General features: G+C 39.6%; 17 protein-coding genes. 9 read left to right on the top strand and 8 right to left on the bottom strand.

The genetic code is table 11. From position 1 onward, the window contains the following. The 4 genes from RI561_RS11560 to RI561_RS11545 form a co-directional block, all read left to right on the top strand. Window positions 1-399, top strand: a 399-nt coding sequence (locus RI561_RS11560) for a ZIP family metal transporter (protein ID WP_395080400.1), incomplete at its 5' end; no start/stop codon positions are given. A 57-nt stretch (window positions 400-456) separates the two neighbouring features. Then, window positions 457-906: a hypothetical protein gene (locus tag RI561_RS11555; RefSeq protein WP_395080399.1), complete on the top strand. Its 450-nt coding sequence runs from the start codon at window positions 457-459 to the stop codon at window positions 904-906. Between the two features lie 175 nt (window positions 907-1081). After that, entirely contained in the window at window positions 1082-2752 is a 1671-nt protein-coding gene (ettA, locus tag RI561_RS11550; RefSeq protein ID WP_395080398.1) for an energy-dependent translational throttle protein EttA, read from the top strand. 97 nt (window positions 2753-2849) lie between these two features. After that, window positions 2850-4598 (top strand): sensor histidine kinase, encoded by a 1749-nt coding sequence (locus RI561_RS11545; protein WP_395080397.1) that lies wholly within the window; start codon window positions 2850-2852, stop codon window positions 4596-4598. Window positions 4599-4658: 60 nt separating this feature from the next. Here RI561_RS11545 and RI561_RS11540 read toward each other — a convergent pair whose 3' ends face one another. The 7 genes from RI561_RS11540 to hemH form a co-directional block, all read right to left on the bottom strand. Then, window positions 4659-5090, bottom strand: a complete 432-nt coding sequence (locus RI561_RS11540; protein ID WP_395080396.1) for a Bor/Iss family lipoprotein — start codon at window positions 5088-5090, stop codon at window positions 4659-4661. Window positions 5091-5210: 120 nt separating this feature from the next. Then, complete coding sequence (locus RI561_RS11535; RefSeq protein WP_395080395.1) at window positions 5211-6677, bottom strand: PH domain-containing protein; 1467 nt, start codon at window positions 6675-6677, stop codon at window positions 5211-5213. Continuing rightward, complete coding sequence (locus RI561_RS11530; RefSeq protein ID WP_395080394.1) at window positions 6670-7176, bottom strand: PH domain-containing protein; 507 nt, start codon at window positions 7174-7176, stop codon at window positions 6670-6672. The genes RI561_RS11535 and RI561_RS11530 overlap by 8 nt, the downstream gene beginning before the upstream one ends. A 117-nt stretch (window positions 7177-7293) precedes the next feature. Then, window positions 7294-7470 carry a histone H1 gene (locus tag RI561_RS11525; RefSeq protein WP_395080393.1) on the bottom strand — a complete coding sequence of 59 codons (177 nt, stop codon included), beginning with the start codon at window positions 7468-7470 and terminating at the stop codon, window positions 7294-7296. Between the two features lie 145 nt (window positions 7471-7615). Continuing rightward, window positions 7616-8920 (bottom strand): MFS transporter, encoded by a 1305-nt coding sequence (locus tag RI561_RS11520; protein WP_395080392.1) that lies wholly within the window; start codon window positions 8918-8920, stop codon window positions 7616-7618. A 143-nt stretch (window positions 8921-9063) separates the two neighbouring features. Next, on the bottom strand, window positions 9064-10404 hold the full coding sequence (gene hemG / locus RI561_RS11515) for a protoporphyrinogen oxidase (protein ID WP_395080391.1): 1341 nt from the start codon (window positions 10402-10404) through the stop codon (window positions 9064-9066). Between the two features lie 65 nt (window positions 10405-10469). Continuing rightward, window positions 10470-11534 (bottom strand): ferrochelatase, encoded by a 1065-nt coding sequence (hemH, locus tag RI561_RS11510; protein WP_395080390.1) that lies wholly within the window; start codon window positions 11532-11534, stop codon window positions 10470-10472. Window positions 11535-11597: 63 nt separating this feature from the next. Here hemH and RI561_RS11505 point away from each other — a divergent pair, with 63 nt between their 5' ends. Genes RI561_RS11505 through RI561_RS11490 form a run of 4 tightly spaced genes read left to right on the top strand, consistent with a single transcriptional unit; the run spans window position 11598 to window position 13035 of the window. Continuing rightward, window positions 11598-12410 (top strand): NAD-dependent epimerase/dehydratase family protein, encoded by an 813-nt coding sequence (locus RI561_RS11505; protein ID WP_395080389.1) that lies wholly within the window; start codon window positions 11598-11600, stop codon window positions 12408-12410. 37 nt (window positions 12411-12447) lie between these two features. After that, window positions 12448-12735 (top strand): nucleotidyltransferase family protein, encoded by a 288-nt coding sequence (locus tag RI561_RS11500; protein WP_395080388.1) that lies wholly within the window; start codon window positions 12448-12450, stop codon window positions 12733-12735. After that, window positions 12725-12859, top strand: coding sequence for a hypothetical protein (locus tag RI561_RS11495; protein WP_395080387.1), 135 nt, complete (start codon window positions 12725-12727; stop codon window positions 12857-12859). The genes RI561_RS11500 and RI561_RS11495 overlap by 11 nt, the downstream gene beginning before the upstream one ends. Then, window positions 12856-13035: a DUF86 domain-containing protein gene (locus RI561_RS11490; RefSeq protein ID WP_395080401.1), complete on the top strand. Its 180-nt coding sequence runs from the start codon at window positions 12856-12858 to the stop codon at window positions 13033-13035. Before RI561_RS11495 ends, RI561_RS11490 begins: the two co-directional genes overlap by 4 nt. Here the strand turns inward: RI561_RS11490 and RI561_RS11485 are convergent. Continuing rightward, window positions 13032-13403, bottom strand: coding sequence for a carboxymuconolactone decarboxylase family protein (locus tag RI561_RS11485; RefSeq protein ID WP_395080386.1), 372 nt, complete (start codon window positions 13401-13403; stop codon window positions 13032-13034). The genes RI561_RS11490 and RI561_RS11485 overlap by 4 nt on opposite strands. A gap of 179 nt (window positions 13404-13582) precedes the next feature. Here RI561_RS11485 and RI561_RS11480 point away from each other — a divergent pair, with 179 nt between their 5' ends. After that, window positions 13583-15079, top strand: coding sequence for a hypothetical protein (locus RI561_RS11480; RefSeq protein ID WP_395080385.1), 1497 nt, complete (start codon window positions 13583-13585; stop codon window positions 15077-15079). The last annotated feature ends 49 nt before the right edge of the window (window positions 15080-15128 follow it).

The raw sequence follows: 15128 nt of genomic DNA, 5'->3' as shown, positions 1-15128 counted from the left end.
CTATTTGGGGCGGCCAGTATTGGGCTTGATGTTGCAGGCGGAGCTACGGTAACAGCCGCTATTGTATTAGCAATAGGTATTGGAATCCAAAACTTCCCGGAAGGTGTAGCTATTTCTATGCCATTAAGAAGAGATGGGTTGAGCCGCTGGAAGAGTTTTAACTATGGGCAGCTATCGGGAGTTGTAGAACCCATTTCTGCTGTAATTGGTGCTGCAGCAGTTATTTTTATTCAACCTACACTTCCTTATGCCCTCGCTTTTGCTGCCGGTGCTATGATCTATGTGGTGGTAGAGGAACTTATTCCTGAGAGTCAGCTGCATGGAAATACCGATCTTGCAACACTCGGAGTAATGGGTGGATTTGTTGTGATGATGGTATTAGATGTAGCCTTGGGTTAATTTTACTTTTATTAAGGCAATTTAGAATTGATTCTCTAATACACAAATTACGTAGCTATGGGTGAAAAATATTTTAAATTTTGGTACCGCTGGTTACTCACAGTAAGTCTTATTTCAGTACTCGGCGGAATATTTATTGCTTTTTTGGGACATAGTACCCTGTTTGAATTTCACAACTCAAGAATTGCAGAAACTTTTTTTCAAGGTAGAATACCTGAAAACGCCGAATATTTTAAACAATTTATTTATGGACCTTTGGGAGGTACTATCAGTGGTTATTTTATTCTTCAGTTTTTTATCGTGAAATATGCTTTTCGAAGCAAACAACCGTGGAGCTGGAATGCTATTGTGTACGGATTACTAACTTGGTTCTTGATTGATTCTACATTATCTGTGATACATGGAGCTTACTTCAATGTTTACACCATAAATCTTGCCACCCTGCTACTCCATGCACCACCTCTTGTAATGACTTATAATCATTTTCAGAGCGCTCCCGAAGAATAATCCCAACCCATTTTTCAGTGTTTTTAACTACACGTACTTAACACTTAGATAGTTCCACAACAAATTTAATCTGTCTTAAAACCGCTTCAATAAATAAAAAAAATAGTTATGATCTAAGAAATTCGAAGTCTTTTCTTACCTTTACGTTCTTTTTCATTCTAAAAATTTCAGGGCTGTGAGCGACAATAAAATTATTTTTTCGATGGTTGGGGTTTCAAAAACGTATAAACCCAACAAGACGGTTCTCAAGGATATCTATCTCTCCTTTTATTACGGAGCAAAAATTGGAGTTCTTGGGCTGAACGGAGCAGGAAAATCAACTCTTCTGAGGATCATAGCCGGTGAGGAACAAAACTACCAGGGTGATATCAGCATCCAAAAGGGTATTACCTTTGGGTATTTGCGCCAGGAACCAAAATTAGATCCTTCCAAAACCGTAAAAGATATTGTGGAAGAGGGCGTACAGGAAACCATTGACCTGTTGAAGGAGTATGAGGATATCAATGCACAGTTCAGCGACCCTGATGCCGATTTTGAGGCGCTCATCGAAAAACAATCTAAGCTCCAGGAAAAAATTGATCGGCAAGATGCCTGGGATATAGATAGCAAACTGGAGCAGGCTATGGATGCCCTTCGCTGCCCTCCCGGCGATACTTCTGTGGAAGTGCTCTCCGGTGGTGAAGCCCGTCGTGTTGCCTTATGCCGATTACTGCTAAAAAAACCCGACGTTTTACTTCTGGATGAGCCAACCAATCACCTGGATGCCGAATCTGTTTTATGGCTCGAACAGCACCTTGCCCGCTATGAGGGAACAGTAATCGCTGTTACTCACGATCGTTATTTCCTTGATAATGTAGCCGGATGGATTTTGGAGCTGGACCGCGGGGAAGGAATCCCGTTTGAAGGAAACTACAGTTCTTGGCTGGAACAAAAATCGAAAAGACTTCAGCAAGAAGAGAAAGAAGAATCAAAACGACAAAAGACTTTAAAGCAAGAGCTTGAGTGGATTCAACAAAACCCTAAAGGGCGAAGGGCGAAAAGCAAAGCACGTATCAACAAATACGAGGAAATGCTTTCCGAAGAGCATGAAAAACGTCGCGATGATATGGAAATATTTATTCCTGCCGGACCCCGCTTGGGTGATAAAGTAATTGTGGCTAAAGATGTAAGAAAAGGATTTGAGGACCGACTTCTCATAGAAGACATGAATTTTAGTTTACCCCCGGGAGGTATTGTTGGTGTGATTGGCCCTAATGGCGCCGGTAAAACAACCCTTTTTAAAATGATTACCGGAGAAGAAGAGCCGGACAAGGGACAGTTAGTTACCGGTGATACGGTAGAATTAGGGTATGTAAACCAAAAGAGACCACTTGATCCTAATAAAACCATTTGGGAAGAGATATCAGATGGGCATGATCTTATCAAGTTGGGTAACCGTGAGGTAAACTCCAGGGCCTATGTAGCCCGTTTTAATTTCAGCGGAAGCGATCAACAAAAGAAAGTATCTGAAATTTCAGGGGGTGAACGCAATAGAGTCCACTTAGCAAAAATGCTGAAAGAAGGTGCTAATGTTTTACTTTTAGATGAGCCAACCAACGACTTGGATGTGAACACACTTCGGGCCCTGGAAGAAGCCCTGCTAAACTTTGCCGGCTGTGCTGTTGTTATTTCTCACGACCGTTGGTTTCTCGATCGTATTGCCACACATATACTTGCATTTGAAGGAAATAGTCAGGTATACTGGTTTGAGGGAAATTTTGAAGAATATGAAGAAAATAAAAAAGAAAGACTGGGGATTACCGATGACCAACCTCATCGCATCAAATACAAGAAATTGATGCGATAACTATTCCGGTTATAGCCCATACTTTCTCCCCATTGTAGTTTTGGGTGAAAATTAATTACTATAAATATGTTGGATAATTGTTGTTGGGGGGTAAAATATGTTGAAAGTACCCAGCAAGGGACAAATTAATATTGACAGAAAGTTTTATGGAGTCTTCCTGTTTGGTTTCATATGTGCCTTATTGCTCATATTTGCCGTTACGGTCTCCATTAATACCTCTTCAGGCATCAGGGCTTATGTTGCAGGAGAATGCTATTGGGCAAAAGCTCAAAAAGAAGCAGTTTTTCACTTAACCAGTTATTTAATAACAGAAGATTCAACTGATCATGATAACTTTCTGCGGGTTCTTCGCATCAATAGGGGTGATAAAATTGCTCGAGAAGAACTGCTAAAACAAGAATACGATTACCAAACAGTAACCGATGGTTTTTTGATAGGGCTTAATCACCCGGATGATATCCCGGATATGATCAATGTATTTAGAAGGTTCCAAGATACTCCACACATTAAACACGCCATTGATGTTTGGACTGTTGCAGATAAAAAAATTCAGGAGTTAGTATCATTAGCCGATTCTATAAAGAATGATGTAGAGGATAACGAACTTACCCCTGCCGAAAAAGAAGAATGGCTATCCCGAATTGAAGATTTGGACCATGAATTGACCGATCTTGAGCTCCAATTCTCTAATGCAATGGGCGATATGGCCAGAACGGTAAATGCCATCTTTAAGTGGAGTACTATTCTTCTCGGGTTGCTTATTATTTCGATTGGGTTATGGATTACTTTACGCTTCTATCGCAGCACCAACCAATGGATGAATGCCCTAAAAGAAAGCGAAGAGCGATTTAAAAATGTCTTGGATAACTCTAAGGATGTACTTTATAAAATGGATTTAAAAAGCCGAAAGTATGTCTTTGTGAGTCCTGCGATCAAAAGCATGCTTGGATATGATCAAGAGGAACTTGCGGAAGGTGGTGTCGAATTTATTTTAGACCATATGCATCCCGATGATGTTGAACGTATGGGAAAAGTTGTTGAAAATTACGATCACTTGGAGGATGGCGATTTTCTACCTTCAGTAGAATTTAGACTGAAGGATGCGGAAGGAAACTGGAAATGGGTGAGTAATGTGCGAACACTTGTAAAGAATGAAAATGGTGACCCCGACGCAATAGTTGGTGCAGTCCGTGATATCTCAACCCGAAAAAAACAAGGGCAAAAGATCAAAGAGTCTCTTGAAGAAAAAGAAATACTCTTAAAAGAAATTCATCACCGGGTAAAAAATAACCTTGCCATCGTATCAAGCTTACTGGAGCTTCAAAAAACCGGTAATAGTGAAGAGGTACAAAATATCCTTAGCTCCAGTCAAAACCGCATTAAATCGATTGCAAAAGTTCATGAAAAACTTTACGAATCTACTACATTATCTGATATTCCCCTAGATAACTATATTTCAGAGCTGACTGAAGAAATTAAATCTGCTTATAAATCTGATAAAAAAGATATTCAGGTCTTCATGGATCTGGCCCCGGTAAAAATCAATATTAATGATGCTATTCCTATTGGTTTGATTCTGAATGAGCTGATCAATAATGCCTTTAAGCATGCATTTTTGGATCAAGAATCGGGAACACTAAAAGTTATAGTAAGAGAAAAGGAGCAGAATCTTGAACTATTGGTTCAAAGTGATGGCAATAAAATGGACGATGATTTCGATCCTGCTGAAAGCACCTCTTTAGGAATGACGTTAATTGAAGTATTGGTCAAACGAATTGAAGGTTCACTTGAGATAGAGCAAACGGACAAATGGACTACTTTCACGATTAGATTTAATCTTGACTAAAAAAGCCACACTGTAAGAAAGTGTGGCTTTTTCATTTAAGTTGTTTATAAAGGCTACAGGCTACTTAAATTTAATGTAAACTGCCTCACCTTTTTCTATGGCTTCATTGGCTGCCTCTTGATAGGTTTTCTGAACATCTTCCTCTGAGGCCTCTTTCTCAACTGTCATTGTTTTATTCTTAGACTCATTGAGATCAGTCATATTACCTGCAGCACAGGTTACAGTTACTGACATTGGTGTATATAATCCAGCTGTAATGTTGCTAACTAACATATTAACAAAGCTTAATTTTGTTTCTACTTTCGCAACACCATTAGTGCAATCCTCAGAAACATCTACAGTCGGACCCACTAACCCAAATATAAACCCGTGAGCAAAGCTATTTTGCACCGTTTTTGCTGAGGGTTCTTGATTAGTTGTTACTTTTGCGTTGTAGCACCCGGAAAATATAAGCCCTACAAAAATTAACCCTATTGTTATTGATTTTTTCATAGTACCTCTTTCTCTTATTATAAATTAAAAGCGAAAAACGCTTTTTTTAAGAAAAAGAAATTATATACCTATTTCAAATGTAATTAGTTGGATCAAAGATAATATATTGTTTTCATTAATCTATTTATTCTTATAATTCATTACTTCTGGTTTACCAGAATCACTTTCACTCAGCCAACTATATATTTTCATCCCATCAGTTTGATCCAAATCTTTTACTTCAAACTGCATCCCGCCCGCCCCTGATGCTACTGTGAATGAAACGTTTTTTAGTCCTTTTCTGCGTTGAAATGGATTTTCGGTTAACTCCGCATTCTGAATGCGATTTCTTTTAGCAATTGCAGTGGTTCGTGAAATAGTTCTGTATCTCATTCTCAAAACTTCCTGATCCATACCTATAGCCGCATCTTTGTATCTGAGCCAGCCTAAAGCACTTAGTAATGGAATTAACAGTAAAGACATCCAGCCATATGTCAATAAGTACCAAACGATCGGAATTAGAAAAATCAGGAAATAATTTGGGCGCCGGAGATACCTGTAAAATGCTTTTTTGGGTGGCCTTACAGTGTACTCAGGTTCAGAATACTCGGCTAAAAATTCATTTAGGAATGGCTTGAACTTAGAAGCAGAAATAAATGGAGCCAATACAATAGAACGCCCCTGTTGTGTTTGATCAAATCCGGCACTTTCTACATAGATCATACCAAAGCCGAATGGTTGCCTTAGCACACCTTCCTCAAACCGAACAGCCTGAATACGATCAAACGGAACAGTAATTTGTTTCTTCTCAATTAAACCGCGGGAAATGATAAGCTCATCTTCGGTTTTCTTAAGGTGGAAATCGGTATAGTTAAATATGACTCCCAAGAAAGACAGAAACCATGAAATTATGATTATACCTAAAATCAGAAATATATAGATAGTCACATTGTTGAATCCCGGCATCAATTCATAAATGTACTCGATAGTCTCTTCGTTGATTAGTTCCCCAAGCTGACCTGATATCGCACCCAGAATTGATGCGATCAAACCGAAATTTCCGGAAGTAAAGGCTGCATAAACTAAATCTTTGGACGGCAGTTTCCATTCTCCCAATACTTTTTCTTGGGCTTCCTCCTCTCCTTTTGCTATTTCTTCACCTTCAACTGCCCCATTTCTTGTTTTACGTAGTTCTACACGTAATTCTTCTGCTTCCTCTCTTGTTATGGCACTTATAGTTGCTGATTCGGTTCCTCCGCCTGCCGTCTTAACTTCTAATTTTACCAATCCAAATAATCGCTGAAGAAGGCCTTCAGTTATATCAATCATCTGAATTCTATCTTTAGACATATAGATTTTCTTCTTAACAAATATGCCCTTTTCAATCTGAAGCTCATCCTCAAAAACCCGGTATCTAAAAAACCACCATCCAAAAATCCCGCCAACAAGAGAAATCCCCAAACCTGCAAGTAAAAAATAAAGAAAGTAGCCCTCTGAATTTGTTGAGCCGATAAAAAGCAGAATAATCAATGTTATGAAATTCTGCTTAATCGTATCAATAACCTGGCTTATACCGGCCACAGGATGCTGTTTCCTAAAATCAGACATCACTTTGTATTTTTCGTACCAGGGTTGAAATAGTGTTTCGAAGTTCGTCGGCTGTTTCATTGTCTAAAGCCGGAATTTCGTGTGTTGTGGCTGCGGTAGAAATAGTTACGGAAGCTAAGTCGTATTTCCTGTAAATGGGGCCTTGACGAGTATCTACATGTTGTACCCGGTTAATTGGAACCATCGTTCTTTTCTTAATGATAATACCTCTCAGCATATCAATACCTTCATCTGAGACTTCATATTTCCAACGCTGCCACCTGATTTTTGGAAAAATTAGTGGAAAAGCCACGTAAAGGATAAGCGCTATTAGAAACATACTGAGCAATAAAATCCAGTCAATTTCGGAATACCAGGGAGCTTCTTTAGTACTTACTGAAATTTCCATCACCAAATAAAATGCAGAGGGTATAAACCATAAAAGCCCAAGCAGCAAAGAAAGTGTTCTCCAAGCCTTTATTGCGTTTTTATGTATTCTTTGTAGAGGTTCTTGATTCATATAATATGCATTGAATTACGGGGTAAGGTATAAACTCCGGCCTACTTTAAAAACCTTAGACAATAAAAAAAGCCACACAATGGTGGCTTTTTTCTTTTTCTAAATTGGTAGAAAAAATTACATGGCATTTTTCTTAGCCTGAATTTCTTGCCGAATCTCATGAGAAAGCTTCTTCAGGTTCATTAAATGCTTACGAGCCCTGGTTCCGGCAGCTTTATTACCTTTCTCATAAAACTTCTGCATGTCAACTTGTAATTCTTCTACAATATTGTTGATATCGTCCATTCTACTCATATGTTGTACTCCTTGTAATTAAGTTTCGATTAAGGGCATTTTGGAAAATTAAGTTAAAACACCCGCTTTTATAACATACTGCTGTAATTACAGTAATAAATTCTGCGTTAATTTAATAAATAAGTAGCTAAATGCATTGTTTTCTTTAAGACAAACTGAGAGGTACTTTTTCCTCACTTGTCCCTTTAATTTCATCTACGCCAAACATTAATAATAATCCCACAATCAGAAGCAGTAAAATTGCACTCATTCCCCACCTTTGATTCCCCATTAAAAATGTAATCCATCCAACCATAATAGGGCCTGCAAAAGTGGTTAATTTACCCGATAAAGCAAACAGGCCATACATTTGATTTCGTTTATCTTGCGGCGCTAATCTTCCCATAAAAGTCCGGCTTGATGCCTGCACCGGGCCAACGAAAATCCCAAGCAATAATCCCCATATCCAAAACCAGGTTTCAGACTCTACAAAAAGTACCGCTGTAACAGGTACTATAAGCCCTATCAATGCCCCTACAATGGTCTTCTTGCTCCCGCTCTTATCGTCGAGCCATGCAAAACCAAATGCACCAAGACCTGCAGTGATATTGAGCGCGATTCCGAACATAAAAATCTGTCCGGTGTCAAAACCAAAGGTACCGGCAGCATATACCCCACCCATTGCAAAGATAGTAGCAAGGCCATCATTGTAAAATATTCGGGCTAACAAAAACTTCCAGATATTGGGTTCACCTTTAAGTAAAGTTATCCCATTCTTGAGTTGAACCATTCCATCTGAGATAGCCTGAGTAATCTTTTTATTCTTCGATGGAACATCCGGGGTCTTAAAAAACATGGGCAGACTGAAAACAGCATACCAAATTCCGGTAAACAGAAAAGTAATTCGTACGTTTTGTAGAGCTTCCGGATTGTCGTCCAATCCAAACCAGTTTGCACCGTTTTCCACAAATCCAAAATACCCGACTATAAGGCAGGCTAATCCGCCGGCATATCCCATGGCCCATCCCCATCCAGACCATTTCCCAATTGTAAGGCTCGTGGTAAGATCAGGCAACATGGCATTATAGAAAATGAAGGAAAGCTCAGCTCCCAATGTAGCAATGAATGCCATGATGAGTGCAAACCAAACAAAATCAGCACTCGGTTCGGTAAACCACAACATGCCGCAGCCAAAAACACACATGGCCGTAAAAAAGGCGATCCATGGTTTTCGACGGCCTCCTTCATCTGCAACAGAACCTAAAAATGGAGCAGAAATAGCTATCACAAATCCTGCCAAACCAATCATATTTCCCCATAATGCGGTTCCGGTCGTTTCATTCTCAGCAATAGATTGGGCAAAATAGGCCGCAAATACAAACGTTTGGATCATCACGAAGTAGGCGGAGTTGGCCCAGTCGTACATGGCCCAGGCAAATAAGCCATTGCCTTTTGAAGGTTTCTTAGTCATTCAGCGTGGTTAATGAAAGTGTGCCCGAATATCGGTTTTGGAAATGGGAATGCAAAATTAAAATCAAAAACAGCATTTTGAAATAATTAGCAGGTCTATTTTGAATATTCTTAGAAACAACCTGCCCTCTTACCGTCGATCTTTCAAAAATATGCAATTTCTTTTTTGATGGAATGAACCAAAACTTCTGCCCCTCCCACACAATCCGGCACCGACACCCCCCAACGATAATTTCCGCCTATATAAAATCCCGGATTTTCGGCTTGCATCCGTTTAAGAACTTTCCGAACTGATTGATATCCTACATGAAATTGAGGAATAGCCTGATGCCATAGTTTTGATTCCATCCACGCCGGCTTTGGAGTGATATTCATTAATTCCGAAAACTCAGCTAATACTTCTTCTTCTACCTGTTGAATATTTTCATTGATAATATCCCGGTCGTGAGCACCCCCTGTCATAAGTGTAAAGTGCAGTTTATCATCAGAGGATAACTCTGGAAAGATACTGGATTTCCAAATGGCTCCTAATAAGCGAATGTTTTCGTTTCTGGGAATTAAAAAGCCAAAGCCCGACTGAGGCAACTCAACATCTTTTTTGTTAAAGATTACTTGAGTGGAAAGCATAGGCACATAATCGATACTTTCCAGTGTATTCGAAAGTGCAGTATCAAAACCATCAAGAACCACTGACAAACTATGCGCCGGCAAGCAAGATATCACCCTCTCAGCCTGAATTATTCCATTTGAAGTTTCAACTTCAAAACCCTGTTCCAAAGCTCGAATGGAAATCACCTCTTCGTTTAAAACACGATCGGAAATCTTCCCGACTATTGCCTCTGTCAACTGCTGAATCCCTTTTTTGAAAGTCAACACCATCGGCTTGATATCCGACTTTTCTTTTTTGGAGCGGAGAACTCCCATCACGATAGAACCGAATTTCTGTTCCTTCTCTGCCAGCGTAGGAAGAATCTCTTTTTTGCTGATCTTATAAATATCCCCGGCATAAATACCTGAAAAAACCGGATCCACTAAATACTCTACTGCCTCTTTGCCAATCCTTCGCTCCAGGAAAGACCCCACGCTTTCATCTTCGGCAATCCCTTTAGGAATAAAAGGTTCAGCCAATGCTCGTAACTTTCCTTTACCGGAAATAACATCAGTGGTTAATAATGTTGACAGAGAAGGTTTTAAAGCCTGAAGCTCCCGGTTCCGTATAATAAATCGCGTTTTAAAAGCTTCTGAAATGTCAATGATCTCATCCTTCAACCCAACTTCTTTAGCTAATTTACGAATGGATCCATCGCGATCCCGAAGGGAATTGGGGCCAAAATCTATGATAGTATCATCTATAATCTTTGAAGAAATCACCCCACCCATTGAAACCTGCTTTTCGATGAGCTTAAATGGAATTCCGGCTTTATGGAGATTCCAAGCTGTAGCTAATCCTGAAATTCCGCCGCCGAGAACCAATACTTCTTTCATAGCTTTTATTTCCTACAATTTAACCACAGAATTCACGGAGCAACACTGAGTTTTATTAGTTGATCTTAAACAGCAGTTTCCTCAGGTTGTAAAATATCTACGCACCATGTTTCAAGTGCATCTATCCAGAGATCGTTATCGTTTACACAGGGGATCAGAATAAGGTCGTCGCCACCGGCTTCCACAAAATCTTCTTTCCCACGAATACCAATTTCTTCTAAGGTCTCAATACAATCGGAAATAAAAGCAGGACAGCAAACTGCTACTTTTTTAACTCCTTCCTCTTCAGCTAAACGGACCAGCTCATTATCAGTAGCCGGTGTCAGCCATGGGTCTATCCCTAATTTAGACTGAAACGCAAAGCTGTAATTGAAATCTTTATTGTCAAGATCGAGGTACTCAGCTACATTTTGGGTAGTTTTAACATCCTGATGCCTGTAACAGAACGTGTGTGCCGGAGAATTTACATTGCAGCAATCTTCACACTTAAGGCAATGATCGCCTGTTATATCTCTTTTCTTGATATGACGTTCAGGCACCCCATGGTAAGAAAACATCAGATGGTCAATGTCGTGCTCCTCTATATAAGGACGGATACTTTCTGAAAGTGCCTTTACATACTGAGGATCATCATAGAATGCTTCCTTAGTTATCATTTCCAAATGAGGATATTTATTTAGCCACACTTCTTTGGCTTTTTCGATCACTGTTTCAGTAGTAGCCATCGCATATTGTGGATAAAGCGGAACCATAAATACTTTCTCCAAATCCGGATTCTTTTCCATCAATTCATCAAAACCGGCTTCTATAGAAGGATTGCCATAACGCATTCCCATAGCTATAGGCACGTGATCGCCTAGCCTCTTTTGCAATTTATCAATTACTCTCTGTGTAATCACGATCAATGGAGAGCCTTCATCCCACCAAATAAGTTCATAAGCCTCAGCCGATTCTTTGGGGCGGATGGGTAAAATGATTCCCTCTACAAGAGCCTTTCGAATTGGTGTAGGGAAGTCAATGACACGCTTGTCAGATAAAAATTCTCTCAGATATACTTTAAGGTCTGCCGGCTCGTAGCTATCCGGTGATCCAAGGTTTACCAATAAAATACCTGTTTTAGATTGTTCCATGCCTGATTTTAATATATGTTTGGTGTACAGTTACGCAATAACTTTCTTTAATGTGAATATACAATGAATTCAGAGAAAAATGGTTCCTTATTGATAATTGGCTGCGGTTGGGTCGGTAAAAAATTAGGTCAACAACTTGCTAAAAAAGGTACTATCGTGTATGGAACCACTCGCTCATCCTCTAATTTTTCAGAACTGAGTGAGCTCGACATCAAACCGGTAAAACTGGAACTTCCGGCTCCCTCCCTGTCAAAAATAAGACTTCCTGAAACCGACTCCGTATTAATATCTATTTCTCCGGGACGAGGTGACGACCGCTCTGAATATCCAAAGTTGATGGGACAACTTGCCCAAGTTCTGGCTCAAAGAAACACGCAGGTCATCATGTATAGTTCCACATCGGTCTATGGTAATGCAAAAGGGGAAGTAAAAGAAACAGATGCCACTTCTGACCCCGATAGTGACAATGCCATAGTAGCTGCCGAAGGCGAATTGCGAAAATATGTTTCAGATGCCGTAATTTTAAGGCTTGCCGGTTTATATGGTGCAGATCGCCATCCTGCAAAATATATGGCGGGTCGTAAGGATATTTCTAATGGTGATGCTCCTGTGAATTTAGTTCATAGAGAAGATGTGATAAAAGCTACTGAAATGGTGATTGAAAAGGATATCCACAATGAAATATTCAATATCTCTGCCCCAATTCACCCTGCAAAAAAAGAGATTTATACCACTATAACTGAGCGGCTTGAAATGAAAAAACCAAAATTTTTAAATGGAGGTGGAGACGGCAAAGTCGTTTCCTCTGATAAGGTTGTGGAATTAGGATTTGAATTTCTTCATGAAGAACCATTGGACTTTAAAAAGCTATCGTAGTTGTTTCGATTTTCTTAACTTACCACAGGTGACGGATATGGACATGACGTTAAAAAATAAAATCAGCGAGTATTTCAAACATAAGCCGGTTCTTAAGGCTTATCTATTTGGGTCACAGCTACGTGAAGATGTCCGTTTGGATAGTGATATAGATATTTTAGTTAAGCTCGACCATTCTGTACCCATTGGATTAAAGTTTGTGCAAATGCAACTTGAAATGCAGGATTTACTTGAGAAAAATGTAGATCTGCTGACTCCACAATCTATTTCAAAATATATTAAAGAGGATGTAGATAGAGAAAAAGAGCTGATCTATGAAAGATAGAATTGGAGATGAGGCACGTCTCAAACATATCTTAGATTCAATTGAAGAAATAGAAACTTATATAACTGAAGAAACTTTTGACGGTTTTTCTGCCCACTCAATGGAGAAGCTGCAAACCATATAAGCGAAAATATCAAAAGTTCATATCCTGATATATCATGGAGAGAAATTGTAGGAATTCGAAACATTCTAATTCACGAATATTTTGGGGTTGATGAAAGGATTGTTTGGGAAGTAGCACAAACTGATCTACCTGTCTTGAAACAGCAAATTCAAGATATTATCAAGGAAAACTTTTAACTTTCGCTTTTCAAACTCCCCTCTTCCTCCAAAAACTCCAGTGTTTCCGTGGCATGGCGTAAATGGGGAATCACGATACTTCCTCCCACTATTAATGCTACATTTAATGCATCCACAATTTCCGCTTTGGTAGAACCGGATTTTGCGCATTGCTCCAGGTGGTAGTCAATGCAATCGTTGCAGCGTAAAACAGTGGAGGCTACCAATCCCAGTAACTCTTTAGTTTGCGTAGGAAGGGCGCCATCACGGTAAGTATTGGTATCCATATTGAAAAAGCGCTTAATGCCCAAATGATCAAGATCCATCACTTTTTCGTTTTGAATTTCCCGTTCTTCTCTGAATTGCTGTAGTCTATTTTTTTCTGCCATTTCTCGAATTGTTTTAATTGCCACTAAATCACGAAAACACAAAATAGGGAGAATTTTGGGAACTGTATATCATTAACTGAAATACATCTGCGCTGCATCTCATAATTCAACATAATCGCATTTTGAATCATCCTACACTTAGTTATCTTTTTATGCTTTGGACTTTTTAACAATCAATCATGTTCTGGAATAAAAAAGAATCAAAACATAAACTGGTAGTAATTGGAGACAGCCTTTCCCAAGGTTTTAATAATGGGGGTATCTATCGAACCGATATCAACTTTCCTTCTTTTGTCCGAAAATGTTTTGACCCTCAGCCTGACTTTGATCAACCTTCATTCACAGCCCAAGCCGGAATCCCACTCAACATCGAAGTTTTAGTGCGCGGTTTATCAGAAGAATTTGGGGATGAAATTGATTGGAATGAATTCCTGCCAGCTGCAAAGCACATGATAAGTACGCTTAAAAGAATTAAGAAATACTGGGAAGGTGGTTTTAAAGACCTTTCGGTTGAACGGGAATTTCCATATCACAATCAATCCATTTGGGGCTTTAACATCAGTGATTCATGGGTAGTAAATGAAGAAAACAGTAGAGAACATATTCTAAACAACCCGGAAAGATTTACAGTTTTCAATATGCTGCCTGAACATGCCAAGTTTACAACAGCACGCCTGGTTTTAAATCCCCCTTTAGATGATAAATACCAACATCGCACTCAGTTTGATAATGCGAAGGCACTTTCTGATGACGGTGGAATCGAAAACCTGATTGTCTGTCTCGGCCATAATAATATGATTGCCACTGTTACAGATCTGAAATTAATCTGGACCGAAGATAAAGACCTTGAAGTTTTTCCCGGCAAAAGAAAGCACACTATTTACCGGCCTGAACATTTTGAGCAGCAGTATCGGAAAATGGCGGAAAAAGTACAGGAAATTGGTGCCCAACGGGTTTTTGTTCCCACGCTTCCCTATGTAACCATACCTCCTGTGATTCGGGGCGTCAATTCTGATTTATCCAGCAAGCGATTGGGATACTTTGATTATTATACTCGATTCTGGATTTGGGACGAAGACTTTCACCCCGACAAACACCCACACTTAACCAAAGACGAAGCCATTCAGCTTGATCTAACCATGGATGAGTATAATGCTATCATCAAAAAAGTAGCTGATGAATATGGGTGGCATGTCGTTCCTGTAGCAAAAAATGTGGCAGGTATGGCCCGTAGAAGGTTAGGTGGAGAATTGATTCGCGACTTCCCTGCCGGGTTAGCAGAAGCATTAAAAAATCAAGACAGTACCTCTCACCTCGTTGATGAAGACGGAGATGTAAAACTATCAACTGATTTTCTCCGACTGAATGATAACGGTAAATTGTATAAAGGCGGCATCTTCAGCCTCGACGGACTCCACCCCACAACCATTGGATACGGATTGATGGCTAATGTATATATGAAAACGATGGCACGTGCAGGCGTTAAATTTCAGAATAGCATTGACTGGGAAGAAGTTGTGAAAGAAGATACACTGGTTAGTGACCCACCAAAATTATTAGCCGAACTGAGACTTGTACTCCGCTTCCTGGCCATGAACCAACAAGAACGTGTGTTCAGCATCAGCAAGAATATTCTCAGCCAGGTTATGGAATTAGTTTCTCCCCGACGGCACTAAATTTAAGCCCCTCTTCTACTTTCCGATTTCTTTCTCTTGCCGTCTTATT

The sequence above is a fragment of the Gracilimonas sp. genome (assembly GCF_031581265.1).
GTDB lineage: Bacteria > Bacteroidota > Rhodothermia > Balneolales > Balneolaceae > Gracilimonas.
Note: the sequence above shows the minus strand (reverse complement) of the source record. Positions and strands in the feature narration are given on the sequence as shown.

What these genes read in the sequence shown, in the direction of transcription:
- RI561_RS11555 (WP_395080399.1), top strand. Translation starts at nt 457, where the DNA reads ATGGGTGAAAAATATTTTAAATTTTGGTACCGCTGGTTACTCACAGTA.
- RI561_RS11545 (WP_395080397.1), top strand. Translation starts at nt 2,850, where the DNA reads ATGTTGAAAGTACCCAGCAAGGGACAAATTAATATTGACAGAAAGTTT.
- RI561_RS11540 (WP_395080396.1), bottom strand. Translation starts at nt 5,090, where the DNA reads ATGAAAAAATCAATAACAATAGGGTTAATTTTTGTAGGGCTTATATTT.
- RI561_RS11535 (WP_395080395.1), bottom strand. Translation starts at nt 6,677, where the DNA reads ATGTCTGATTTTAGGAAACAGCATCCTGTGGCCGGTATAAGCCAGGTT.
- RI561_RS11530 (WP_395080394.1), bottom strand. Translation starts at nt 7,176, where the DNA reads ATGAATCAAGAACCTCTACAAAGAATACATAAAAACGCAATAAAGGCT.
- RI561_RS11525 (WP_395080393.1), bottom strand. Translation starts at nt 7,470, where the DNA reads ATGAGTAGAATGGACGATATCAACAATATTGTAGAAGAATTACAAGTT.
- RI561_RS11520 (WP_395080392.1), bottom strand. Translation starts at nt 8,920, where the DNA reads ATGACTAAGAAACCTTCAAAAGGCAATGGCTTATTTGCCTGGGCCATG.
- hemG (WP_395080391.1), bottom strand. Translation starts at nt 10,404, where the DNA reads ATGAAAGAAGTATTGGTTCTCGGCGGCGGAATTTCAGGATTAGCTACA.
- hemH (WP_395080390.1), bottom strand. Translation starts at nt 11,534, where the DNA reads ATGGAACAATCTAAAACAGGTATTTTATTGGTAAACCTTGGATCACCG.
- RI561_RS11505 (WP_395080389.1), top strand. Translation starts at nt 11,598, where the DNA reads ATGAATTCAGAGAAAAATGGTTCCTTATTGATAATTGGCTGCGGTTGG.
- RI561_RS11500 (WP_395080388.1), top strand. Translation starts at nt 12,448, where the DNA reads ATGGACATGACGTTAAAAAATAAAATCAGCGAGTATTTCAAACATAAG.
- RI561_RS11495 (WP_395080387.1), top strand. Translation starts at nt 12,725, where the DNA reads ATGAAAGATAGAATTGGAGATGAGGCACGTCTCAAACATATCTTAGAT.
- RI561_RS11485 (WP_395080386.1), bottom strand. Translation starts at nt 13,403, where the DNA reads ATGGCAGAAAAAAATAGACTACAGCAATTCAGAGAAGAACGGGAAATT.
- RI561_RS11480 (WP_395080385.1), top strand. Translation starts at nt 13,583, where the DNA reads ATGTTCTGGAATAAAAAAGAATCAAAACATAAACTGGTAGTAATTGGA.